The sequence below is a fragment of the Parahaliea aestuarii genome, from assembly GCF_008064635.1.
GTDB lineage: Bacteria > Pseudomonadota > Gammaproteobacteria > Pseudomonadales > Halieaceae > Parahaliea > Parahaliea aestuarii.
Genome location: NZ_VRYZ01000009.1, coordinates 62,543 through 86,395, shown reverse-complemented (window position 1 = coordinate 86,395; position 23,853 = coordinate 62,543). Strand labels below are relative to the sequence as shown.

At 60.5% G+C, this 23,853-nt stretch carries 14 protein-coding genes and 1 tRNA gene; 7 read left to right on the top strand and 8 right to left on the bottom strand.

Annotated features, from left to right (window positions below):
* Positions 1 to 7 precede the first annotated feature (7 nt).
* A complete protein-coding gene (locus FVW59_RS17800; protein WP_148065732.1) occupies positions 8 to 2,233 on the bottom strand; it encodes a TonB-dependent receptor in 2,226 nt (741 codons plus the stop codon).
* Positions 2,234 to 2,439: 206 nt separating this feature from the next.
* Here FVW59_RS17800 and FVW59_RS17795 point away from each other — a divergent pair, with 206 nt between their 5' ends.
* Positions 2,440 to 4,071 (top strand): serine hydrolase, encoded by a 1,632-nt coding sequence (locus FVW59_RS17795; protein WP_187275961.1) that lies wholly within the window; start codon positions 2,440 to 2,442, stop codon positions 4,069 to 4,071.
* Between the two features lie 63 nt (positions 4,072 to 4,134).
* Here FVW59_RS17795 and FVW59_RS17790 read toward each other — a convergent pair whose 3' ends face one another.
* On the bottom strand, positions 4,135 to 6,138 hold the full coding sequence (locus FVW59_RS17790) for a serine hydrolase domain-containing protein (RefSeq protein ID WP_148065730.1): 2,004 nt from the start codon (positions 6,136 to 6,138) through the stop codon (positions 4,135 to 4,137).
* Positions 6,139 to 6,230: 92 nt separating this feature from the next.
* On the opposite strand from FVW59_RS17790, the gene FVW59_RS17785 reads away from it, so the two are divergent.
* On the top strand, positions 6,231 to 6,860 hold the full coding sequence (locus FVW59_RS17785; RefSeq protein ID WP_148065729.1) for a TetR/AcrR family transcriptional regulator: 630 nt from the start codon (positions 6,231 to 6,233) through the stop codon (positions 6,858 to 6,860).
* A 4-nt stretch (positions 6,861 to 6,864) separates the two neighbouring features.
* Here FVW59_RS17785 and FVW59_RS17780 read toward each other — a convergent pair whose 3' ends face one another.
* Positions 6,865 to 9,096, bottom strand: a complete 2,232-nt coding sequence (locus FVW59_RS17780; RefSeq protein WP_148065728.1) for an SLC26A/SulP transporter family protein — start codon at positions 9,094 to 9,096, stop codon at positions 6,865 to 6,867.
* Between the two features lie 299 nt (positions 9,097 to 9,395).
* On the opposite strand from FVW59_RS17780, the gene FVW59_RS17775 reads away from it, so the two are divergent.
* Together FVW59_RS17775 and FVW59_RS17770 are read left to right on the top strand one after the other, a co-directional pair.
* Positions 9,396 to 11,396 (top strand): hypothetical protein, encoded by a 2,001-nt coding sequence (locus FVW59_RS17775; RefSeq protein ID WP_148065727.1) that lies wholly within the window; start codon positions 9,396 to 9,398, stop codon positions 11,394 to 11,396.
* Positions 11,397 to 11,514: 118 nt separating this feature from the next.
* Positions 11,515 to 11,591, top strand: a tRNA-Ile gene (locus tag FVW59_RS17770).
* A gap of 84 nt (positions 11,592 to 11,675) precedes the next feature.
* Here the strand turns inward: FVW59_RS17770 and FVW59_RS17765 are convergent.
* Positions 11,676 to 12,446 (bottom strand): 2OG-Fe(II) oxygenase, encoded by a 771-nt coding sequence (locus FVW59_RS17765; RefSeq protein ID WP_222711564.1) that lies wholly within the window; start codon positions 12,444 to 12,446, stop codon positions 11,676 to 11,678.
* A gap of 304 nt (positions 12,447 to 12,750) precedes the next feature.
* Positions 12,751 to 13,170 (bottom strand): nuclear transport factor 2 family protein, encoded by a 420-nt coding sequence (locus FVW59_RS17760; protein WP_148065726.1) that lies wholly within the window; start codon positions 13,168 to 13,170, stop codon positions 12,751 to 12,753.
* A gap of 201 nt (positions 13,171 to 13,371) precedes the next feature.
* Between FVW59_RS17760 and FVW59_RS17755 the strand changes: the two genes are divergently transcribed.
* The 3 genes from FVW59_RS17755 to FVW59_RS17745 all read left to right on the top strand — a co-directional run bounded on the left by FVW59_RS17755 (position 13,372) and on the right by FVW59_RS17745 (position 17,506).
* The gene (locus FVW59_RS17755) at positions 13,372 to 14,988 is read left to right on the top strand and encodes an arylsulfatase (protein WP_148065725.1); all 1,617 of its coding nucleotides are present in this window, start codon (positions 13,372 to 13,374) and stop codon (positions 14,986 to 14,988) included.
* A 281-nt stretch (positions 14,989 to 15,269) separates the two neighbouring features.
* Positions 15,270 to 16,877 (top strand): ABC-F family ATPase, encoded by a 1,608-nt coding sequence (locus FVW59_RS17750; protein WP_148065724.1) that lies wholly within the window; start codon positions 15,270 to 15,272, stop codon positions 16,875 to 16,877.
* Positions 16,878 to 17,050: 173 nt separating this feature from the next.
* Positions 17,051 to 17,506, top strand: a complete 456-nt coding sequence (locus FVW59_RS17745) for a nitroreductase/quinone reductase family protein (RefSeq protein WP_148065723.1) — start codon at positions 17,051 to 17,053, stop codon at positions 17,504 to 17,506.
* A 12-nt stretch (positions 17,507 to 17,518) separates the two neighbouring features.
* On the opposite strand, the gene FVW59_RS17740 is transcribed toward FVW59_RS17745, so the two are convergent.
* Genes FVW59_RS17740 through FVW59_RS17730 form a run of 3 tightly spaced genes read right to left on the bottom strand, consistent with a single transcriptional unit; the run spans position 17,519 to position 23,663 of the window.
* Complete coding sequence (locus tag FVW59_RS17740; RefSeq protein WP_148065722.1) at positions 17,519 to 19,936, bottom strand: CaiB/BaiF CoA-transferase family protein; 2,418 nt, start codon at positions 19,934 to 19,936, stop codon at positions 17,519 to 17,521.
* Positions 19,937 to 19,957: 21 nt separating this feature from the next.
* Positions 19,958 to 21,265, bottom strand: coding sequence for an amidohydrolase (locus FVW59_RS17735; protein WP_148065721.1), 1,308 nt, complete (start codon positions 21,263 to 21,265; stop codon positions 19,958 to 19,960).
* Between the two features lie 43 nt (positions 21,266 to 21,308).
* On the bottom strand, positions 21,309 to 23,663 hold the full coding sequence (locus FVW59_RS17730) for a TonB-dependent receptor (protein ID WP_148065720.1): 2,355 nt from the start codon (positions 23,661 to 23,663) through the stop codon (positions 21,309 to 21,311).
* Positions 23,664 to 23,853 lie beyond the last annotated feature (190 nt).

The following is a 23,853-nucleotide window of genomic DNA, read 5'->3' as shown; positions in this document are numbered from 1 at the left end:
CCTTGCCTTAAAAATCGTAGCGCAGGTTGACACCGATGGTGCGCGGACGCTCGAAGACGCCGGTGGAGTTAAACACGCCCGGGCCGGCGATCTGGTCGGTGCGGCTGTTCAGGGCGCGCTCGTCGAACAGGTTGGTGGCGTAGACGCCGACAGTGTAGTTCTCGTAGTTCACACTGAGATTGACGTCTGTCAGGGTGCGGCTGTCCACTTTTACGGCCTGGTTGGTGGTGGACTGGCTATAGGCAGACTCGTACTCGCCGGTGTAACGCACACCGCCGGAGAAGGTGCCGCGCCAGTCACCCATCAACGGGAAGTCGTAGTTCCAGCGCAGTGACGCCGTCCACTCCGGCAGGTTCGGCACTTGCTCCCCGTCCACGCCGCCAAGGCCTGGCTCATCGTCATTGAGTGTGCTGTCGGCGTAGGCGATGTTGGCGAGGAAGGTCAGGTTGTCGGTCGGGTTGATCGTCAGCTCACCTTCCATGCCGTAGGCGCTCAACCCGTCCTCGGCGTTGGCGCCAGTATTAACGCCATTGGCAAAAATCGTGGTCTGGAAGTTGTCCCAGTCCAGCATCCACAGGGCCAGGTCATACCCCAGGAGACCATTGGCGCTTTGCCCCTTGGCGCCGAGTTCATAGCTCCAAACCTCGTCGGATTCGATCAGTGGATCGGCAAGGTTCTCACCGGTCACCGGATCCAGCAGGGGCAGGTTGGTCATGGCAGGGCGGTAACCACTGGCAATGCGGCCGTAGAGGGACAGGTCATCTGTCGGGCGGTAGCTGGCTGCCAGCAGGTAGGTGTCGACGGTGTCTTCAATCTTGTCGCCGCTGAAACTGCTCTCTCCCGCCAGAATACCCGCAGTATCAACCTGCAGGGTCACTTCAGAGCGACTTACCCGCACACCCGCGGTCACATCAAATGCCGGGGTAAAGTAATAGGTAACATCACCGAAGCCAGCCAGCTCCTTGTAGTCGGAGGGCAGCTTGGCGCTGAGTACTTCAAAGGGTAACACCGGCGTCGCCGACACCACCTGGTTGTTGAAGGTCTCCTCTTCCGTGTAGTAAACGCCGGCAATCCACTCCAGAGTGTCGCTTGGGGCGGAGGTCAGGCGCAATTCCTGCACGTACTTGTCAGAGCCCTGCTGCAGGTCAGCCACAACCAGTGTTGTGGTACCGGGTGGCTGCCCGGCCACCTGGTCCAACAGCCCGCCGATGGCGGAGGTAAAGTCCGACTGCTGGCCGTAGCTCAGCTCAACGTTGCTGCTGTTGAATGTCAGGGTGGCCCAGTCGAAATCGTAGTTCAGGGTACCGGCAATAATCTCGTATTCGACTTTTTCCGCACCGGGTTCGGAGATGGTCGTATAGTCGCCGAACATGGCGTCATCGCTGTCGATACCTGCCAGTTGTACCGTGGAAGCGATATCGAAGGTGGCTTCCTGCTTCACGTACTTGAAGCGGAGGTCCAGCCGTTCGACTGGGCGGTAAAGCAGATCAAACGAGCCGCCTTCATTGTCGGCCTGATCGACGTCTTCATCGACCACTTGACCCGTGGCCGGATTGACATAGTCCACGTAGCCGCCGCGGTCCTGGCGGAAACCCGACAGGGTCACGCCGAGGGTGTCCTTGATCAGCGGCAGGCTGATAGTACCGCTGATGGTATTGCCCGACTCGCCGTTCTCGATTTCATTGGCGTCCACGCTGATGGTGCCGCGCATCTCGTCGAGGGCGGGATCCCTGGAGATGTAGCGCATCATGCCGCCGACCGAGGTGGCGCCGTACAGCGTGCCCTGGGGGCCTTTAATCACTTCGATGCGCTCCAGATCCATCAGCAGGCCATCGAGGAAGGTACCGCCACCGGCGAAGTTGGTATTGGGGGACAGCGGGGTGTCATCCAGATAGACACCAAAGACCGGGATGGCCAGCACCTGGGGTACCCCGCGGGCGGAAATTGTACCGCGGCCAATGGCACCGGAATCGTCAAAGGTCACACCCGGGGTATAGGCGAAGATATCCGACACCTGCTGCAGGCCCTGGAACTTGAAGTCCTCGGGCGCCACCGCCACCACCGCGGCGGGCACGTCCTGCAGCTTTTGCTCACGGCGACTGGCGGTGACCAGCACCTCTTCCAGCTGCGCGCCTTCCTGGGCGCTGGACACCTGGGCGGACGCCGCCATGGATAGACTCGCTGCCGATACCGCAGCCCCCAGAATGGAATACTTCATCAGACCTGCTTTCATGACTTCCCCCTTCTATTTTTTTCAGCCCCCGCACTGGGCGGAAAGCGCTATGTAAAACCTTTCACGTAAGCTGTTATATCACGAGGAATGAAAGGTTAACACTGCCTAAACTAAGCTTGTTGCAATTTTATGGCTGCCATAAGACGATGAATTTCCGCAGGCGAAGCGGGAAAACGCGGCCCCACCATCCAGGAGCACACCAGAACATGAGCAAAAGCAGCGCGGCGACAACCACACCTCCACATTCATTGCAGGGCTCTCGGTCCAGCCGCGGGCTGCGGCCCCTGGCGCTGGCCATCGGCCTGCTGGCGGGCGCACCCGCCGCCCTGGCCGCCCCCTCGGCGTCCGACATCGAGAAAGACATCGCCCGCGCCATGGACACTTTCCAGGTACCGGGCATGGCGGTCGCGGTGGTGCACCAGGGCAAGACCTGGTACAGCGGCGGAACGGGCATCGCCGAGATGAACACGGCGAACAAGGTGGACGACGACACCCTGTTCCAGATTGCCTCGGTGACCAAGGCCTTCACCGCCGCCGCCCTGGCCCTGCTGGTGGACGAAGGCAAAGTCGAGTGGGACGCACCGGTGATCGACTACCTTCCGGACTTTCGCATGTACGACCCCTGGGTGACCCGGGAATTTACCGTGCGCGATTTGCTGACTCACCGCAGCGGCCTGCCGCTCGGCGCCGGCGACCTGCTGCTGGTGCCACAAACCAACACCACCCGCGACGAAGTCGTGCGCGCCATGCGCCACCTCAAACCCAGCTCCAGTTTCCGCTCCGAGTTTGCCTACGACAACCTGCTTTTTATTATTGCCGGCGAGGTAATCGCGGCGGCATCCGGTATGCCTTACGAGGATTTTGTCGAGCGCGAACTGCTGGCCCCCATCGGCATGGGCGACTGCACCGCCGGGCTGACCCGGGTACCCGCATCCGCCTCCAAAGCAACGCCGCACCTGCTGGTCGACGGCGAATGGCAGATCACCGACTCGCTCGCCAACCCGCTGATCGCCCCCACCGGCGGCATTAACTGCAGCGCCGGCGGCATGGCCCTGTGGATGCAGTTCCTGCTGGCCGATGGCAAAACCCGCAATGGCGAGCAGCTGGTCAGTCGTGAACAGATGAAGGAACTGTTCAACCCGGTCACCCTCACCCAGTCGCGCAGCTACCTGGTGGAACACGCCGGCGCCTTTCTCACCGCCTATGCCCTCGGCTGGAATGTCTCCACTTTCTATGGCCAGCCGGTGTACACCCACGGCGGCGGCCTGTGGGGCATGACCACCTACATCGCCCTGCTGCCGGAACAGGACCTTGCGGTATTCGCCAGCAACAACCTGATGTCCAGTGCACCGCTGGCGGTGGTCAACGACATCGTCGACAGCTTTCTGGCAGAGACCAGCAACGAGAGCGGCAAGGACTGGGTGGCCATCGCCCACGACGCCGCCAACACGCGTGTGGCCGATGCCGACAGCGAAGTGGCGCAAGCCGCCGCCGAACGCGACAGCGACAGCACCCCGCGGCTGCCACTGAAGGACTACACCGGCACCTACAACGACCCCTGGTACGGCAATATCGAGATCAGCCTGAACAAGAAGGGGCAACTCTGGTTCACCTCAGAGCGCAGCGCCACCCTGGAAGGCCCCCTTGAGCACTTCCAGTACGACACCTTTATCGCCCGCTGGACCGACACGACACTGAACGCCGACGCCTACGTGTCCTTTGAACTGAGTCCCGAGGGCGGGGTGGAAGGCATCCAGATGAAAGCAGTGTCGCCGGCGACGGACTTTTCCTTCGACTTCCACGACCTGAACCTGCGCTACGTGCCGGAAGAAGGCTGAACGAAAAAGGGCCGGGAGAACCCCGGCCCTTTTCGCTACTTTTTAGGCACTTCCCCTGCGGCGTCAGTACTCCAGGTTGAAGCCCATCAACTTGCCAACCCAGGCGACCCACACCACGCCCAGCAGGGCCGCGGCCAGCACCAGGCTGAACAGGATGGCGCCCCAGCGACCGCTGCCAATACTCAACCTCACATTCCACAGACCGACGGCAGCCGCCACCAGCGGCACCACCGCGGCGAACTGCAGGCTGCGCAGCAGGCCATCCATCCCCAGACCATAGGCGTCCAGCTGGTTTTGCAGCAGGGGCTGGAAGGCAAAATACCAGCCCACCAGGTAGGCCAGCGAGGCCAGTGCGGCGACCCGGGCCAGGCGGTAGGCCAGCAGCGAACGACCGGCCAATGGGGGCGGCTGGCGGTACAGGCGGCGATAGCGCCAGGCCACCGGCCAGGCCAGCACCGCGAACAGCAACACACCGGCAGAGGCCAGCAACACAAAAAGGTTGAGGCCCGCGCTCTCGGCGGCAGGCACCGCCTGCATCACAGAGACCGGGTTATCACTGTCGGTGAGCGTGAGCCGCCCGTCCACCGGCGCGATATGGAGCAGCTTGTCACCGCCCTCTTCCCGCCAGGTGTTGGCGGCCACGTAACGGAAGCGCTTGTCCGGCTCGGCGGACAGCCCCAGGGTGCCGTCTTCGTTGGCCACCACTTCCGCCTGCTGCAGCACATACACCAGCTTGAGGAAGGCCGTTTCGATACGGCGCGAGCTCTGGTAGTAACCCGCCACCGCCCGGGCCTGCTCGGCGGCATTTGCCAGCGCCGGCTGTTCTGCCGCCTCGGCGTCCGCCGGGAAGTAGCGATCCATGAAATCGTCGAACAGGCGCTGGCGCACACCGTACACCGCGTCCTGGCTACCGCGGCTGTTGAAACTGACGAAGAAGCCGACGCCCTCGTCGGGCAGCAGGTTCATGTCGGTATGGAACACCACCGTGTCGCCGCCGTGGCCGATAAAGCGGTGGCCGTTCTTCTCGCCGTAAAAGAAACCGTGGGCCAGGGTGGCAAAGCCGGGCTGCGACGGAGCGCTGGGACTGTGCATCTGCTGTGCCGTCTCCGCGCGCAGGATCACCTGGCCCCGATACTCACCCTGCTGCAGGTGCATCAGCATGAACTTCGCCATATCGTCGGCCGTGGCGCTCAGGCTGCCGGCGGGCGAGGAGGTCACAAATTCAAAGGGCCAGGGCTCATCCTTGCTGGTCATATAGCCGCGCGAGAGGTTTTCCGCCAGGGCCGGTGGCAGCGGCTGGCGGAAGCTGGAGTGCGCCATGCCCAGGGGCTCCAGCAGATGCCTGTCCACATAGTCGTCAAAGGGCTCGCCGGAAATGCGCTCCACAATGTAGCCGGCCAGCGCCGTACCGTAATTGGAGTAGGCGGGCGTCTCACCGGCGGCAAAAATGCGCGGCCGCATGTGCTCCTTGAGATAGGTCTCGTTGGAGATGTACAGCTCCGGGTCGGTGATCAGCAGGGCTTTCAGGCCCTCTTCAAAACCGCCGCGGTGGGTCATCAGGTCGTTCATGGTGACCGCGCGGCCGTCCCGCTCCGGCAGGCGGAAATCCAGGTACTCGTTCACGTCCTGGTCGAGATCCAGGCGGCCCTGCTCGACCAGTTGCATCACCGCCGTCCAGGTAAACAGCTTGGAGGTCGAACCCACGCGCACCAGGGTGCGGGCCGGGTCCATTGGCTTATCGGCTTCCACGTCGGCGTGGCCGTAGCCCTGCGACAGCAGAATCTCGCCGTCCTTCACCACACTGACCACGGCACCGGCGATATCCGCCGATGCCAGCGAAGCACCCAAATAACCGTCCAGCCAGATACGCAGATCCTGTGCAGTGAGCGCGGGCTGCCCGTCCTCGGCGCTGTCTTCCACACCCGCCTCTACAGGCGCATCCGCCACCTCATCCTGCAGTGTCTGTTGCGTAATACTCGGCGCGGTGATCGCCGGCTCCTGTGCGTAGACCGTCGCAAAACCCGCGAAGGCCAGCAGCATTGCCACTACCTTGAATCCCTTGTTCATGCGATATCGCCCTTTCAAGAATTTTCTTAACCTACAGTGTAGGTTTGTGTAACCTACAGCGTAGGTTTGAGACTGTCAAGGAGAACCACGCAGTGCCCAAGGCCCCACTGAACCGGGAAAAGATCGTCGCCACCGCCATCCGCATCGCCGACAAGAGCGGCCTGCACGCCGTGACCCTGCGCGGCATCGCCAAGGTACTGGGGGTGCACGTCACCTCTCTCTACAACCATATCCCCACCAAGGAAGCGTTAATGGTGGAAATGGCGATGGCACTGATGGCGGAAACGGAACTGCCGTGCGGCGCGATCAGCTGGCAGGCATGGGCGCGGGGCTTTGTGGAAGCGATACAGGCGCTGGCCCTGGAGCATCCCGGCGCCTTCCAGCTGCTGCAGCAGGGCCCGGCCCAGGGTGAGCGGGCCATGGAATCGCTGGAAGCCGGCATCAAGGCCTTCGAGGCGGACGGCTTTGACCTGGAGTCGACCCAATGCGCCATCAAGGCCGTGAGCGCCGCCGCCATCGGCCTGGCCCTCGACGGCCTGGCCAGGCGCCTGGATACCGCCCCCGAGCCCGATTTCAGCCAGCTGCCGCAGGACCGCTACCCCGCCATCCACCGCCTGGTGGCCACCGGCGATAACACCGACACCCACCGCTTCGTGATCGACACCCTGATCGACGGCATTGAGGCCAACCGGAACCGGGCCATGTTAAAGCCGGAAAGCTGAATGCCTAAACGTAGAGCTTGCTGGCCATCGCCCGGGATTTGGCCGCCAGGCGATCGGCGAGTTCGGTCGACATGCCCGCCAGGAATTTGAACGCCACATCCGGTGCTAGCCGCTGCAGCGTCGACAGGCTCGACTGCGTCATGCAGTAGCATTGCACCTCCCCCCGCGCATAAGCCGTACCGTAGCGCTTGCGGTTTTCCAGCACGCCGAGCTCCCCGCACAGGAACCCCGGACAGATGCTCTGTACCGTCTTGTCGGCGCTGTTTGAAACCCTGACCCGCACGTCCACCTGCCCGCTGGCCAGCAGAAACACGGTATCGGCGTCGCCATCCTCAAAGAACAGCGCCTCACCGTCGGCGTAATGGGTTAGGTGAAAATAGCCCCGGAGTACCTCGACATCCGCCGCTTCCAGCTTCCGGCACAGGCCAAAATCAGCAAAGGCGATTGCCGACTGGTAACGCTCCGACCCGAGAGCATTTGCCAGCAGTTGGTCCTCGGCGAAACGCAATGCGTCGTTCAGATAGACAAAGTGATGCCCCTCAAAGTTGTCGAGGGTGCCGATGCGCTGCAGGAAGGCATTGTCGGACTCGCGCAGGTCGACACCACTCAACAACAGTCGCTGGCCAGCCTCCCGGCAATAGGTGTTCATCCTGGACAGCATCTCGGCACCGGTAGCATCCACTTCAGTGATGCGCCGCAAATCGAGGACAAGGTACTCGGCCCGCTGCTCTGCGCACTGCCGGATGCGGTCGGCCACGGTATCCGCCGTGCCGAAGAACAAGGCCCCCTCGACTTCAATAAGCCGGATTGCCCGCCCGCGCGCCTTCAGCAGAATCTGCTCCCGGTGACTGCGAACGGCCCCTGAATTCACTTCAGTGCCATTGCTGTCGCCACGGATGATCTCCTGCCCCATACGCAGAAGAAACAGCGCCAGTGAAATTCCCATGCCCGCCGCGACGGCCTCCAGTACACCCAGCCCCAGCAAAATCCCCAGCACCAGCAGCATAATGCACAGATCGCGCAGGGCTTCGCGGGACTCCACACCACCGCCGAAGGCAATGCGCGCCATCCGCAGGCTCCAGGGATCGATGGCCTGCACCGAAAACACCACCAGCACGCCCGCCAGCAGCACGGCAGGGATATGCGAGATCAGCGGCCCCAGGAACATCAGCACCGCCAATGCAAACACGCCACAGCTGACCCGGGATACCCGGGTACGGCCGCCGTTATCGTAGTTGACCAGCGTATTCGAGTTGCCCGCCACAGAGACCCCGCCAAAACAGGCCAGCAGCATATTGCTGGCCCCCTGGCTGAGCAGCTCGACATTGCCGTTACTGCGCCCGCCCTGACGATTGTCCCCCGAGGCCATGAACAGCAAGCTCCACAGCGACAATACCCCCGCCAAGCCAAGGGCATAGGGCAACACATACAGCAACTGGCCGGCAAAGTCGGGCGCCAGGCGAAGGAATGCCAATCCCGTCGCCGGCGTGGGCAGACCGCTCTCCAGCTTCCCCAACAACGGCCCGGGCGCGACACCCGTGAGGTACTGCACGAGATAGAAGGTAGCGCAGCCCAAGCCGATGCCAGTGAACACCGGCGGTACCGGCCCCGGCAGACGCTTCCCGGCAACGATGCCCAGGATGGTGATCGCGCCGACCAGTAAATTCCAGGGCGCCCACCCGCCGCCTTCGGAGGACCAGTCCAGCAGCGATGCTCCCACGGGCATACCCAGCAATACCGGCAGCTGGGACAGGAATATCAGCACAGACACGCCATTGATCAGGCCCGAAATCACCTGCCTGGGTATCAGCCGCGAGAGTCCACCGAACTTCACCAGCCCCGCCAGCACCTGGAAAAAACCGGCCAGAAAAATCGTGAGGAACAAGAGTGACAGCGCGAGGGATTGCCGCGCCTCTGCCGGCAGGTTCGCCAGGCGCTCCAGCAAACCCGCCAACAGCGCAGCCAGCATCAGCGACGCCAGCGACAGCGTACTATTGATGACAATCGGGCTGCCGCCGCGGAAGCTCAGCAGGTTGCCAAAGGCCAGGGAGATAATGCCCGCCATCAGGCCGGTGGCCACGTAGTCCGGCCCCAGCGGCACAAACACCAGAGCGCCATAGGCCATTGCCTTGGGCAGGGTGACAAACGACGCGGTGAGCCCGCCGGTGATATCCGCCAGACGCCCCGAGCGCCGGCCCTCAATTTCGGAAACGATCTTTGGTCCTAGTGATTCCACTTGCACATACCCGGTGTCGAACTCCCTTCGAACAGTGCCATACCGGGCTATCGCGCGGTGGCGTTCATCCTGAATCAGCCAGTGATGCGCACTGGGAAGCAGCCGTCCCTGGCCACTCAACAGGGAAAGCGGCGAATGACCGGACTTATGCCCAGAATTTTCGAAAAAGTTTTACAGGAGGTGGCCGCACTGCCCGGTGAAACTGTCGACCGGTCGAGGATCCAGGCCTTTCCCGGCCCGCCAATCCACTTCCTGCTACTGGCCGTATACTCACCTATCTCACATACGTTCTGGTTGGCATGAATCTCGGCAAATGTGAACTCCGACAAGCTGCCATCGTCATTGCCACCGCGCTGGCCATGACCGCCTGCAGTGACGGGTCCTCAAGGAGCGGCGGTACATCCGGGCCGGAGGCAAGCGCCTTCTGTGAGGCGTCTGATGTCCCCGTGGTCAACCCGTTCGACCCATCGACCCTGCCGCCGCTGGCGATTACGAAAGAGAAAAAGGCGACCCTGCAGTCCATTCGCAACGCCATTTTTGGCGGCAGCCAGATAAACGCCGCGCTGCAGCAAACCACCATCTCCGGCAAAGAGCCGCCGGTATTCGCCCTGAATGTGGATGACCGGGCCCTGCTGGTATGGACAATCGGCGAGGGCGATGCCGGTGCGTTTGCGCTGGAGATCGACTTGCCCGCCGGGCTCGCTCTGGCCCGGGCCTCACTCCCCGCCACGCCCGCCCCCGATGCGTCCCGCTATTACCTGCTGGCGGACATCGGTAACGCCTCCCGGGCCAGTGAAGGCGCGCGCATTGAGTGGAAGACTTTCGTCAGCGAGAACGGCGACCCGACGCCGCGCCTGTACCGTTTTGACAAAGCCGCTGCCGCAGCGGGACTGGATCTGCTGGAAGCCCGTATCGAAACAGGCAGTGACCTGCAGGTGACCCAAACCGCGTCGAGCCTGGAAGTGTCCCTCAATGGCCCGGCCATCGGGCTGGCGATTGCCGTTCCGCTGGACAGCGCCAGCGCGAGTGGTGAAGTTTTTCTTTCCGAGGCTTTTCTGAACGCCGGCGAGCGCACCCTTGGACCAGGCGGCCTGCGCTCGGCCTACTACTATGACGGCAGTTCAGTCAGCTCGCCTTTCACCGCTATCAACCCGGAGACGGTGCGGGTAAGCGGTAACGTGCCGTGGCTGGCTTACACCGAAGAACTGGCGCAGGTACTGGTGGCGAGCGGGACCACCGAATACATGGTGCAGCCCCTCAATGAGGCGGTTGCCACCGTCACCGACGCCCAGTGCCAGGCAGGAGCGGATGCGGCCGGCAGCGGCTCCGAGTTGTTTACCTGCCTCAGTGGCCAGGTACTGGCGGGCCAGTCGCCCGACAGTGTGTACGCACAGCTCTACAGAGCCGGGGCCAATCTCGGCCTGTCGGTGCCCGCACTCGCCACGCTGCACTATGCGGTTGCCGACCTGTACCATGGCCTGGCGGTCTTCGCGGGTGCGGAAAAGCCAAGGCTGTTCTTCTCTCTGAAGCCCGAGCCAAAGGCCATCTTCATCAACTACGAGATTCCGGAGGAGCGGGTAGCGGATTTCAAACAGGCCTTCCTGCCCGAGAGCTTCGAGCTGGCCAGGATCCGCTTCTACCCCGAACAATGTGAGGCCGTGTACGCGGTGTCGCTCAATGTCTATGAAGCCTCGGGACAGAATCTCGACAGTTTCCGGGCGGAATGGTCTACCTACGTGATAAACCCGGCCGAGGAGGACCCCCGGCCACGGTTCAGCGTGCTCGAAGCACAGTCCACGGCAGGCGGTTTCGATCCGGTTATCGCATTGGAACGCTACACGGACTGGCAGGACCAGAACCCCGGCGAGGATTTCAACTTCCTCGACCCGTCCTCCCTGTTCCTGTTGATCGAAGAGCCAAACCCCGACTTCAGCTACCGTATCGACGACCAGCGTATCCGCATACTGCTGGAGGACATGGAGGAAGGCATTGCCCTCGACGTGGACATTGCCCTGCCCGCAGACGATGACATGCTCACCACACGACCGTTGCCAGGCTGGATGGAGGCCAACGATTTCGTCTACTGGGAAGAGGTTGCCGACCTGCTCAAGTACGACCGCAATGTGATGTTTGCCGAGTTAAAGGTCTTCGAAGCACAGCCCTCCGACACCTTCCTGGACAGCACCTTCGAGGGCTACGTCAATCCCGAGCCACTGCCCATCATCCTCTGGAACGGCCCGCAATTCATCGCGCTGGAACCCTGGGGCTACCTGGACGAGATTCCGGTAGCCAACCCGTAGCAAACTCCCGGTTTTCAGGGAACAGGTTTCAGTCGATATCAGCCCTGCCCGGAGGGTCGTGCTTCACCCGGATTTGTCCGCTATAATCGCGCCCTCTTCGCCGGTCCAACGGCACCCGGGGCCCATAGCTCAGTTGGTTAGAGCATCCGACTCATAATCGGCAGGTCGAAGGTTCAAGTCCTTCTGGGCCCACCACATCCCTTTGTTTTTTATCAGTTTTTTCTATGCATCGACCCGCCAGCTTTCATAGGCGGGTGGGGGATTTGGCGTGCGGAATTGTCAACTGGCGACCCGCTGCTTTCTCGGCCCCTGCAATGCACACCAGCTCACCACAGCGTGCCGTTGCCCGCGGCTCACGGGTCGCACGCCGTGCAGGTAGCGAAAGTCCGAGGGAAACATCAACAGCATGCCGGCGCAGGGCCGGATCTCGAAATCGAGATTGGGGAATACCAGTTCCCCGCCCTCGTAGTCTTCATCCAGGTAAAGCAACAGGCTGAGGTCCCGGTCCAGGGTCTTTTCCCAGCGCCCGGTATCCGGATTGAGCTGGTCACTGTCGGCGTGGGGGCGGTAATAACTACCGCTGCTGTAGCGCAGGATATGCGGTGATTCCAGCGAACGCAGGCGGCAGTGATAGAACGGTTCGGCGTAGTCGCGATAGATTCTGCGCACCAGGTTGAGCACTTCGTCAGCGTACGCCCCCTGCTCGACCAGCTCGGTCTCCCGCCAGGCGGTTTTGCGCAAATCATTGTCACCGGCCACCACCCGTGCGGGTTGCGCATGGCTCTCGGCTACCATCGCGGCGGCTACCCGCTGCCAGTCCCGCTCGCCTGCCATGTCGCGTACCAGGATACCCCGCGGCAGGGCCTCACCGCGGAACTCGCACTCTGGTTCCTGGGCCAGGAGATGGGACCAGCGGGGAGTCGTCAGCGTCTCACTCAGGCGCCCCGGTGCAGCCTCACCCCAGATACGCGGATCGAGCTGGCCACAACACCGGATAAACGCGGCTCCGCTGCCACAGGGGCAGGGGCCGGCAAGGGGTTCATTGGCCATATTCGAGACCCTTGGCGAATTTTCACTGACTCGCCCTACCCTACCGGGAGCCTACGAAACGCGCAATATCGCGCTGATCCTGCTGGTCGTGACCGGGCGCAAGGTAATCCCGGCGTGCAGGGGCTTTGGCTTCTTGATACGCGCCAGTAATCCGCCTCCGTTTTAACTGGCTTGATGTCCATGGCTTTACCTCTCCCACCAACAACGGGAACTAAATAGTTTGCACGTCAATCTTGTCGTACTGTGCGTAAGTACTGTTGGCTCAACATCCCCTCCAATTCAACACCCGACAGCCAGCAAGCAATCACTCGCGCCCGTCAAAAGCCCCGCGCTCCATCTGATACAAGGTATCCAGGTACTCCCATACGCCGACAACCAAGCCTTCACGCAGGGCGAAGATAAAGGCATACCGGTTGTGGTAGTCACGCCCGTTGGCCAGGGTCGCATGCAGGGTAAATTGCGCCGCCACCTGCTTGTCATCGCCAAACAGGTTTTCAAGCTCCACGGTCATCGAGCCAGGCTGATAGATGGTGACCCCTGCGCCCAGCAAATCCATGACTGCCGCTTTTCCTACGCGGGGATTGGGCGTTATATCCGGGTTGGATTGCGGCACGGTCCACACGACATCATCCGCCATAAACGACGCAAGTTCGCGATCCTGGCGCTTACCGGTGACGACATCAAAATAGTGGCGAATGGTTTCAAGGTTGTCCGCAGCAGACATAGGGCACCTTTGGGTCTGGTGAACCGATTATAGGTCACTGCATGTGCCATGAAATCTAACACGGACACCCCTCGTTCGGGGTATAGGCAGTAACTGATTAAGAATTCTGTTACTGCCCCGCCACTGCACACGCGAGACATAAGCTCTCTGTCACGGAAATGTGCTATACATACCTAGCACGTCTACAAGGAGACAGTTTCTATGAAAGGGAAAGAACAGCTATTGAAGCTTCTGCTTCTGCCCTGCGCATTTTTCGCGCTGGCATTTGCCGGCATCGCTCAGGCCCAAAGTCAGAAGCCGAATGTCCTGGTAATCTGGGGAGACGACATCGGCACCTGGAATATCAGCCACAACAACCGCGGGATGATGGGTTACAACACCCCCGGCATCGATCGAATTGCCCGGGAGGGCATCAGCTTCACCGACTACTACGGGCAGCAGTCCTGTACCGCTGGTCGCGCTGCATTCCTGAGCGGGGCGGTCCCGGTTCGCTCGGGTATGACCAAGGTCGGCTTGCCCGGCGCTGCACAGGGTTGGCAGGAAAGCGACATCACTATCGCTGGCGTGATGAAGTCACTGGGCTACGCTACCGGTCAGTTCGGCAAGAACCATCAGGGCGATCGGGATGAGCATCTACCGACCAACCACGGCTTCGATGTGTTCTTTGGCCCGCTCTATCACCTCAATGCCTCGGAAGAACCCGAGAACCGCGACTACCCCTCTGACTATGTCCTGCCCAGCGGCAAGACTTTTCTGGAGACCTACGGCCCGCGTGGCGTGATCAAGAGCACGGTCAGCAAGAATGGCAAACAGACCATTGAAGACACCGGCCCACTGACCAAGAAGCGCATGGAAACGATCGACGAGGAAACCCTCGCCGCTGCCAAGGAGTTCATAAGAGACAAGGTCAAGACTGGCGAGCCCTTCTTCTGCTGGTGGAACGGAACACGCATGCACTTCCGTACCCACGTCAAGGACGAACACAAGAACCTCGCTGGCCCGAATTCCGACGAGTACTCTGACGGTATGGTCGAGCACGACATGCATGTCGGCGAGTTGCTTGACCTCCTGGACGAACTCGGCATCGCCAACAACACAATCGTTCAGTACTCCACTGACAACGGCCCGCACTACAACTCGTGGCCAGATGCCGGTACCACTCCCTTCCGCAGCGAAAAGAACTCCAACTGGGAAGGCGCATATCGCGTGCCGGCCTTCGTTCGGTGGCCCGGTCGTTTCCCGGCTGGCGTGACGGTCAACGGGATCGTGGCTCATGAAGACTGGCTGCCCACTTTCGCTGCTGCAGCAGGTAAAACGGACATCAAAGAGGATCTTCTGGACGGCTACAAAGCCATTGGCCGGAATTACAAGAACCACATCGACGGGTACAACATGCTCGACTACCTGTCTAACGCGGATAGCTACAAAACACCTACCGAGAGTTACCAGGCTTCGCCGCGCAAGGAATTCTGGTACTTCAACGATGACGGGGCACCGGTAGCCATCCGACTTGGCGACTGGAAAGCGGTATTCCTGGAAAACCGGGCCTTTGCCTTTGAAGTCTGGCGCGAGCCCTTTACTGAACTGAGGGTACCTCTGCTCTTCAACCTGCGGCGCGATCCTTTCGAGAAGGCCCAGCACAACTCCAACACCTACAACGACTGGTTCCTTGATCGTCCGTACGTCATCGTGCCGATGCAGCAGATGGCCGCAAAATTCGCGCAGACTTTCATCAAGTTCCCTCCCAGCCAGAAGCCGGGCTCGTTCAATCTTGAGGGCATTGTCGATAAACTCAAAGAGGGTACGGGATCGCGCTGAAACGCACGTCGTAGTCAACAATCCGCCCCCGCTTGCTGTTTGCGGCAAGTGGGCGGCACTCTGGCCCATGCGCTGACAGCCGCAACGACAGCCCGGGCCAGAAAACCCTCGATTTCCCCAGAACACCCCCTCGTTCGTGCTAGAGGTGGTAAGTGATCAAAATTTCTGCTATTTTGCCGCCGCTTTGGCCCACCGAACTCAACCTCTCCCCGAAATACCGTCAGGTCGAACGTTCAAACCCTTCCGGGCCACCATTTCCCCCAAGCCCCAGGATTTCCTCCGTGATCACCACCGCCAACATCACCATGCAGTTCGGTGCCCAGCCGCTGTTCGAAAATATTTCCGCCAAATTCGGCAACGGCAATCGCTACGGGCTGATTGGCGCCAATGGCTGCGGCAAGTCCACCTTCATGAAGATCCTGAGCGGCGCGCTGGCGCCGACGGCCGGCAATGTGTCTATCGAGCAGGGCTGCACGGTGGGCATTCTCAGCCAGGACCAGTTCGCCTTTGAGCAGTACAGCGTGATCGACACGGTGATCATGGGTGATGCGCAGCTGTGGCAGGTAAAGCAGGAACGCGACCGCATTTACGCTCAGGCCGAGATGAGCGAGGAAGACGGCATGCGGGTGGCGGACCTGGAAGTCCAGTTTGCCGAGATGGACGGCTACACGGCAGAAAGTCGCGCCGGCGAAATTCTGCTGGAGGCGGGCATCGACGAAGCCCTGCACTTTGGCCTGATGAAGCAGGTTGCCCCCGGCTGGAAGCTGCGGGTGCTGCTGGCCCAGGCGCTGTTTTCCGACCCGGACATCCTGCTGCTGGACGAGCCGACCAACAACCTCGATATCCACACCATCAACTGGCTGGCGGACGTGCTGAATCAGCGCAAAAGCACCATGATCATCATTTCCCACGACCGCCACTTTCTCAACGCCGTATGCACCCACATGGCGGATATCGACTACGGCGAGCTGCGTATTTTCCCCGGCAACTACGAAGCCTTTGTCGCTGCCTCAACGCTGATCCAGGACCAGCTGCGTGCCAGCAATGCCAAAAAGAGCGCGGAGCTCGAAGACCTGCAGAGCTTTGTGAACCGCTTCTCGGCCAATGCGTCCAAGGCCAAGCAGGCCAGTTCCCGCGCCAAGAAGATGGAGAAAATCAAGCTGGACGAGATCAAGCCCTCCAGCCGGGTTTCCCCCTACATCACCTTTCAGCAGCACAAGAAGCTGCATCGGCAGGCATTGGTCCTGGAAGGGCTGTCCCACGGTTTTGACGATCTGCCGCTGTTCAATAACGGCGAAATGATTCTGGAAGCCGGCGCGCGCCTCGCCGTGATTGGAGAAAACGGCGTGGGCAAAACCACTTTCCTGCGCTGCCTGATTGACGAGATCCAGCCCAACAGCGGCGTCATCAAATGGTCGGAAAACGCGGTCATCGGCTACTGCCCCCAGGACAGCAGCGCCGACTTCGACAACGACCTCACCATTTTCGAATGGATGAGCCAGTGGCGCCTGCCCCGGCACGACGACCTGGCGGTACGCGGGATGCTCGGCCGCCTGCTGTTTACCGCGGACGACGCCAACAAGAAAGCCAGGGTCTGCTCCGGCGGCGAGAAGAACCGCCTGCTGTTCGGCAAGCTGATGATGATGGACAACAACGTGCTGATCATGGACGAGCCCACCAACCACATGGACATGGAATCCATCGAGGCGCTGAACAAGGCCCTCGCCAACTACGACGGCACGCTGATCTTCGTGAGCCACGACCGCCAGTTTGTCTCTTCACTGGCCACCCGGGTGGTGGAAATCAAGCATCAGGCGCTGATCGATTTCCAGGGCACTTACGATGAATACCTCGCGGACATAGCGCGCTCGGCTTCGCAGGCGGCTTAGGGGTTGGGTTGCACTGAAGCTTGAGCCGGAAATTGCACGTCGTTGCATTCAAGGGCCAGCGCTGCCCCTCATCACTGAAAGCAACTCTTAAGCCTCTATTTGTGGAATAAGCAACACATATGACTCTATGATGGCCCAAAGAAACCTGTTGATTTCTCAGGCATCCCAACATCATGAGTTCAGGCAACACCTTCTACCGCTACTTCCTCAACCCGGTAATGCGCGGCCTGCTGCGATCGCCGCTGCATGGCATAACCAGCCACAATATCGGCATCGTACATTTCACCGGGCGCAAGAGTGGCCGCAAGCTCAGCACACCGCTGAGCTACACCCGGGAAGCCGATATTGTGCGCCTCCTGTCCAACCGCAGCACTCGCTGGTGGATGAACTTCCGCGGCGATGGCGTACAGGTTGAAATGGAGATCGCCCGCAAGCGTTACCCGGCCACGGCTGTACTGCTGGAAGGTGATAGCGACGCATTGCGCGAGGGGGTACGCCGCTTCATCCGCGCGCTACCCAGAGACGCAAAGGTCTACGGTCTCAAACTGGATGCTGACCGGGAAGTGGAAGAGGCAAGCCTGGCGGCTATCGCTGAACAGCTAGTTCTGGTGGAAATCCGGCTGCAGTGAAGCGCTCGCCCGTCAGGGCCCACTATTAACCTGGGATTCCATAACTTCGAGATCACCCGCGGCGATATAGTCATCGATCTCCTGGTCGCTCAAGCCCAGTATCTCTCGCATCAGGAAGACGGTGTCCTGTGCTGCGAAAGGCGCACCTGTAATGTCAGGGTCGGGCAAAAAGCTTTCTCCCGCTGGGCCGTTTTCCGTAAGCAGGGGAGCCGGGAGTCCGTCTTGCTCATTCGTTCGAAAATAGTTCCGGGCCCGCAGGTGGGCATTTTGCGGTAACTCGTCAACGCGGGCCATGGCACCACTGGGAATACCCGCCTTCTGCAGGGTTTGCTCTACTTCCGCCGGTGATCTGTCCTTCGTCCAGCCGGACACCTGTTCCTCGAGATAATCGCTGAGCGCCAGTCGCCCCGCGGCGGTATACAGTCTGTTGTCCTCTGCCAGGTCGGGGCGCTCCAGCACCTCGCACAGTGCCTGCCACTGCGCGTTATTCTGAACGTCAATTGCGCACCATTCGTCGTCACCAGCGCAGGGGAACAGGTTGGAGGGTGAATCAAATCGACCTCGATTCCCGCAGGGCACCAGCCAACCAGGTTCGAGCGATTCCATAAGCAATTCGCTGGAGAGTGTCATGAGGATGGCTTCGGCTTGCGACAGACTCACAGAGCCACCAAGCCCCGTGTGTTCGCGGTCAATCAGGAGTGACATGATAGCCACCGCTGAAACCCGTGCCGCAAGGTGGTCGGGGAATATGGTGAGGCCATCGCCAAAGCCGGCCTCGTCGTCCGGGTAGCGCCAAAGGCCGGTTAGCCCACTGCTCGCGCGCACCAGTGGCCCATAGCCCATACTCTTGCTCATGGGGCCGGTGCCGCCAAGGGCGCTGCTTTCGGAAACGATGATACGAGGATTGATCGCCTTCAAATCACGGTAGCCAAATCCCAGGGATTCCATGGTGCCGGGCTTGAAGTTGGACATAACCACATCGGATTTCGCCACAAGGTCCATGAACAGCTGCTTGCCCTGTTCGCTGCGCAAGTTCAATCCCAGGGATTTCTTGCCGCGATTCCCCTGGGCAAATGATTCAGTCATTGGCGCCCCGTCCAGCGACTGTCGCAATCCATCCGGATAGCTTCGCGTTTCGATCTTGATCACCGTGGCGCCCTGATCGGCGAACAGGCGCCCCAGCTCCGCGCCGGCAACAATGACGCCGAGATCCAGCACCCGGATTCCACTGAGAGGGCGGCGTCCAGCGTGGTCGCGGCGCGGCGGCAGCTTGCGTGAACGCGGACTAAAAGCCGGTGTGCCTGTGCCCGGCAGGGGGGCCGGATGTCGAATGGCCATGCGCTCCCCGTTAATTTTCAGGAAGCCTGACGGCGCCAGGCCGCGAAGCCCTGGAGCGACTTCCAGTTCGTCGAGGGCACCGCGAGCTGTCAAATGCTGATCCTGCAGAACCTGTTGTGGTGAAGCCACCGCCGCTATGGGGATGCCGCGCCGCCGACCTTCGGCCACCAGATCGTTTGCGTCAACGGTGGCAAACCGTTGCTGGATCAGTGTATTGATCTCGCGCAAGTGTTTGAAACGTTTCCCAATATGGCGGAAAGCAGGGTCAGTGAAGGGATGGCTGTCCCCCAGCCAGTCGCTCATTGCCTGCCACTGCCGCGGGTTAAGCACGCAGATTCTTACGAAGCCATCCGCACAGCGAAAGAAGGGGTACATACTGCCGGCAGGGGGGCGGCCACGCGGGGCCAGTTTCCCTGCCCCCTGTCCTCCAGCGGCGCTGCCTGTCACTCCGAGTGCGGGGTCGAGAACCTGGCAGCTGGCTTCAAATACCGAGATATCGTTGCCACCGCCCCGGCCAGTGTGCAGGCACTGCCAGTATCCCAGCAGTACTACCCATGCCGCCTGGATCGATGCGGACTCACAGGTCAGCTGCCCCGGCGGCAGCAGGGGCTCCCGGCCTTTCAGGCCGGACCGGGCGGTAATACCGGCCATCGCCATGTGTACGGGGTTGCTGCCGAGGTAGTGTGCGCAGGGGCCACTGTTGCCGAAATCCGATATGGCGAGCGTGACCAGTGTGCAGTCCGCATGCTCTGTGAGTGGGCGGATAGTGTCGATCCAGCGCAGGGCCGCATCGGACCGGGGGTATATCAGGAGGTCAGCCTGTGTCGCGAGCTGGAAAAACGCTTCCCTGTCTTGCTGCTGGTTAATATCCAGCACGACACTTCGCTTGTTGGCGGCATGGGTAGCGAAGTACATGCTGACCCCGGCAACCAGCGGCGGGTGTTGTCGGGCGGGACTACCGCCCGGCGGTTCTACGAGAACAACCTCGGCGCCGAGATCGGCGAGATATCTACCGCAGCTGGCCCCCAGGCCGTCGCAGAGGTCCAGCACACGAAGGGACCGCAGTGGCAGTTCAAATTCAGTCGAGGGCATAGCACGATATCTCGTTGGCGGTCAGGTTTCCGATGAATTAAGGTAGTCCACCGCCAGTGTGGTCAGGGCCTCGACACCCAGCTTGAGTGCGTCTTCGTTGACGAAAAAGTGAGGAGAATGGTTCATGGCCGCTTCGCCGATACCAACACCGTCCTTGTTGACGCCCAACAGGAATATCAGCCCGGGGATTTCCTGTTGGTAGAATGAGAAATCTTCGGCGCCCATGGCAGGGTCGGTTTCCCGCAAGCGCTGCTGCCCCACCACCTTTTGCAGTGACGGCACGGCAAACTGGGTCAAGGCCGGATCATTGTAGGTAACGGGATAACCGCGATCCACGGTCACCTCCGCAGTGGCCCCCGCCGCTTCGGCAATATTGCTGGCGGTGATTTGCAGGCGGCGGTGAAGGTCATCCTGCATAGCGCTATCAAAGGTGCGGATGGTGCCGATCATGGTGACCTTGTCCGGGATGATATTGTTGCGTACGCCGCCTCTGATGGAGCCGATGGAAATCACCGCCGGAGCTCGCGTGACATTCAGCTGTCGCGCCGGAATCAACTGGATAGCGTTGGCAATCTGGCCCGCCACTACAATCGGGTCGATGCCCGCCCAGGGGGATGAGCCGTGGGTCTGTTTGCCTTCCACTGTAATCTCGAACTTATCCGATGCAGCCATGATCCCCTTGGCTCGATAACCGATAAACCCGGTCGGGAAGGGGCCGACATGCAGGCCGAAAATGGCCTCCGGCTTGGGGTCGCCTGATAGAACGCCATTCTCGACCATCAGTTCGGCGCCGCCTTCCTCCCCATCCGGCGCACCTTCCTCGGCAGGCTGGAATATGAATTTAACGGTGCCTGCCAGTTGCTCGCGATGCGTGGCGAGAACCTCGGCCACACCCATCAGAATGGCGGTGTGGGCATCGTGCCCGCAAGCGTGCATGACCCCCACTTCCTCGCCGCGATACTGGGTTTTGACTGTTGAGGCGAAGGGCAGGTCCACCTGTTCGGTGACCGGCAGGGCGTCCATGTCGGCCCTCAGGGCAACGGTACGACCGGGTTTGCCGCCTTTCAGGATGGCCACTACGCCCGTGTGGGCGACACCGGTCTGTACTTCCAGGCCGAGATCCTCCAAATGTCCGGCAACCAGTTTGGCGGTGCGGAACTCGCGATTACTCAGTTCCGGGTGCTGGTGTATATCGCGGCGCCAGGCAATGACTTTGTCATCGACGGCGCGTGCCGCTTCCGACCATTCTCCAGCAAAACTGGAGGGAACGACAGCGAACGCGAGGCCCAGGCCGAGAGTCAGCGCTTGTATCCATGTGTTTCTCATCATAGTTGTACCCTTTATAGCCTTGGCAGGCTCATTCATCACGCTGTTAGTAGTGGTAGCTGGCCTCGATGCCAAATGTGCGAGGCTCGGCAATGACCGCCTGAAGCACACCGCCGAGTGACAAGGCCGAACCGTTGATAAAGCTGCGGTAGCGCTCATCCAGCAGGTTCTTGCCCCAGACGGCCACTTCCCAGTTCTCTGCGGGGGTATAAAAGCTGATTCGACCGTTGAGGATGCTGTAGGCTTCCTGACGGTTGGCTGAATCCGGCAGGCTTTCTACCAGGCTTGGCGAGCGCTGGTAGTGGTCATCGGTATAGCTGTAGTTGAGGTTGGTACGCAGCGAGCCAATGTCGGCAAGTGGTACCTCGTAATTGATTCCGATCAGGGCGGAGACTTCGGGTGCCCAGGGGCGCTCGGTTCCCTTGGCCACACGCTTCGTGCCCTGCGCATCATAGACGTCGTCACTGTACTCGGCATTCAGTAGTGACAGATTAAGGTTCAGGCTAAGGCGCTCAGTGGCAAGGAAGGTCAGGTCCGTTTCCCAGCCACGGCCGGTGACTTCCGACGCGTTGATGGTGCGTGATACGGGTGAGGAAGAGTCACCCATCAGGATCTGCAGATCTTTGTAAATGTACTGGAATATTGACGAGTCCAGACGCAGCCGGCCGTCCAGCAGTTTCGATTTCAGGCCAATCTCATAATTGATGTTGGTCTCTTCGTCGAAGGGTTCGCTTGCATAGGCCGGCGTGATGAAGCCTGCGTCGGTGCTCTCTACGGTCAGGGTGGTATTGAAACCACCGGACTTGTAACCCTGACTGACGCTTGCGTAGAGCATCGTGTCGTCGGTCAAGTGATAGTCCACTGCCACACGGCCGGAAATATTGCTCCAGTTATCGTGTACTGCCTGCATATCCGGGTCGGCAAGTTGATCCAGGTTCGGGAAAAGGATACCTCCACCGTTGAAGGTGTCGTTGCCGGTATCCTCCCGGCGATAGCTCTTGGCGTCATAGGAATAGCGCAGGCCGGCAGTCAGGTTTAAGTTGTTGCTAACGTGCCAGGTCGCGTCACCAAATGCGGCATAACTTTCGGTCTTGTTGGAACCTGCGCTGCTTTCACTGACATTGGAGCCCAACCCGGCCAGCCCCAGCCGCCCCAGGGACACAATGGAACTGGCGAAAGCGTAGCCGGTAGCGCTGCGGTCCTGGCGATAGGCGTTGACACCGGCGAACCAGTCGATGGCGTTACTGCTGTAGTTGAGCCGGATTTCCTGGTTGTACTCCTCGGTGGAGCCGCTGCTGCTAGTGTTCACCAGGCCCAGGTCCGAGCCATCAGCGTCCACTGCCTGGGCGGTATCCGTCTGGCGATAGCTACTGACGGAGGTCAACATCAGGGCGGAATTGATGTCCCAGGTGACTTTCAGGGAGTTGCCGCGAATCTTGCGCTTTTGCGCAGGGTCCACGGCGTCTGCGGGGATAATCGGTACGGTAAAGCCACCCATGTCGAGACTGAGTCCATTATTGCCACTGGCAAAATCGTTATTCTTTTCATCGAAGAAGCTCTCGGGGTTCGCCTGGTCGTAAACCGCCAGCCAGGTGGCGAGCGGGTTGATCGCATTGGCGTTCTCGTAGCCGATATGGTCATCCTGCTCGGACCAGTCACTGCTGAACTCCAGCTCCACCGCGTCGCTGGCGAGCCATAGCGCTTTCACGTATCCGGACCAGCGATCCTGGGCGAAGCCGTCTTTTCTCCCGGTGACTACATTAGTCTGCCAGCCATCGCGATCACGCGTGGAAAAACCGCCCCGCATCAACAACTTGTCTTCAATCAGCGGCGCATTGAAGAGGGTTTGCACTGTGCGCAGATCATAGTTGCCGGCACCGACACTGACGGAGGCTTCTACCTCATTGCCCGGGCGGTTGGTACGCACGTTGATGGCGCCGCCGGAGGCATTGCGGCCAAACAGCGTTCCCTGAGGGCCTTTGAGGACTTCCACCTGCTGTACGTCGAGCAGGTCTCCCAGCATGGCCGACCCGTTGCCCAGGTACACACCGTCCAGGTAGAAAGGCACGCTTTCCTCCAGACCGAAGCCAAAGGCAAAGCTGCTGACCCCACGCACGGCGGCAGTACTGAAAGCACCCTGGGTATCCGCAATTTTGACGCCAGGGGAGATATCGCTGATATCACTCAGGCTATCGATACCGTTTTGCCTGAGCGCATCGGCGTTGAGGGCCTGCACCGCCAGCGGGACATCCTGCAGGTTTTGCTCCCGCTTCTGCGCCGTGACAACCACTTCCTCGAGTGCCACCTGTCGTTGCTGTGCCTGAACCTGGCCACTGGCTGTAATGACTGCCACGGCCAGGCTTGCTGTACCCAATAGAGGGGGATGTGCGATTCGTTTCATAGTGGCTACTCTTCCTCAGCGCTAGTTAGTTCTTTTAGGGATTTTCTTATATCGCGTGTGGAGTATCCCGAGTGACCGCCGGCCTGGCTTCCGAACTTACAAAGCCGTAAGAAATAATTGCGAAAAATCTCGGAAATAATTAATTCGAATTAATTATTCTAATAAAAACAAAAAGTTAGACCTTGGCTGC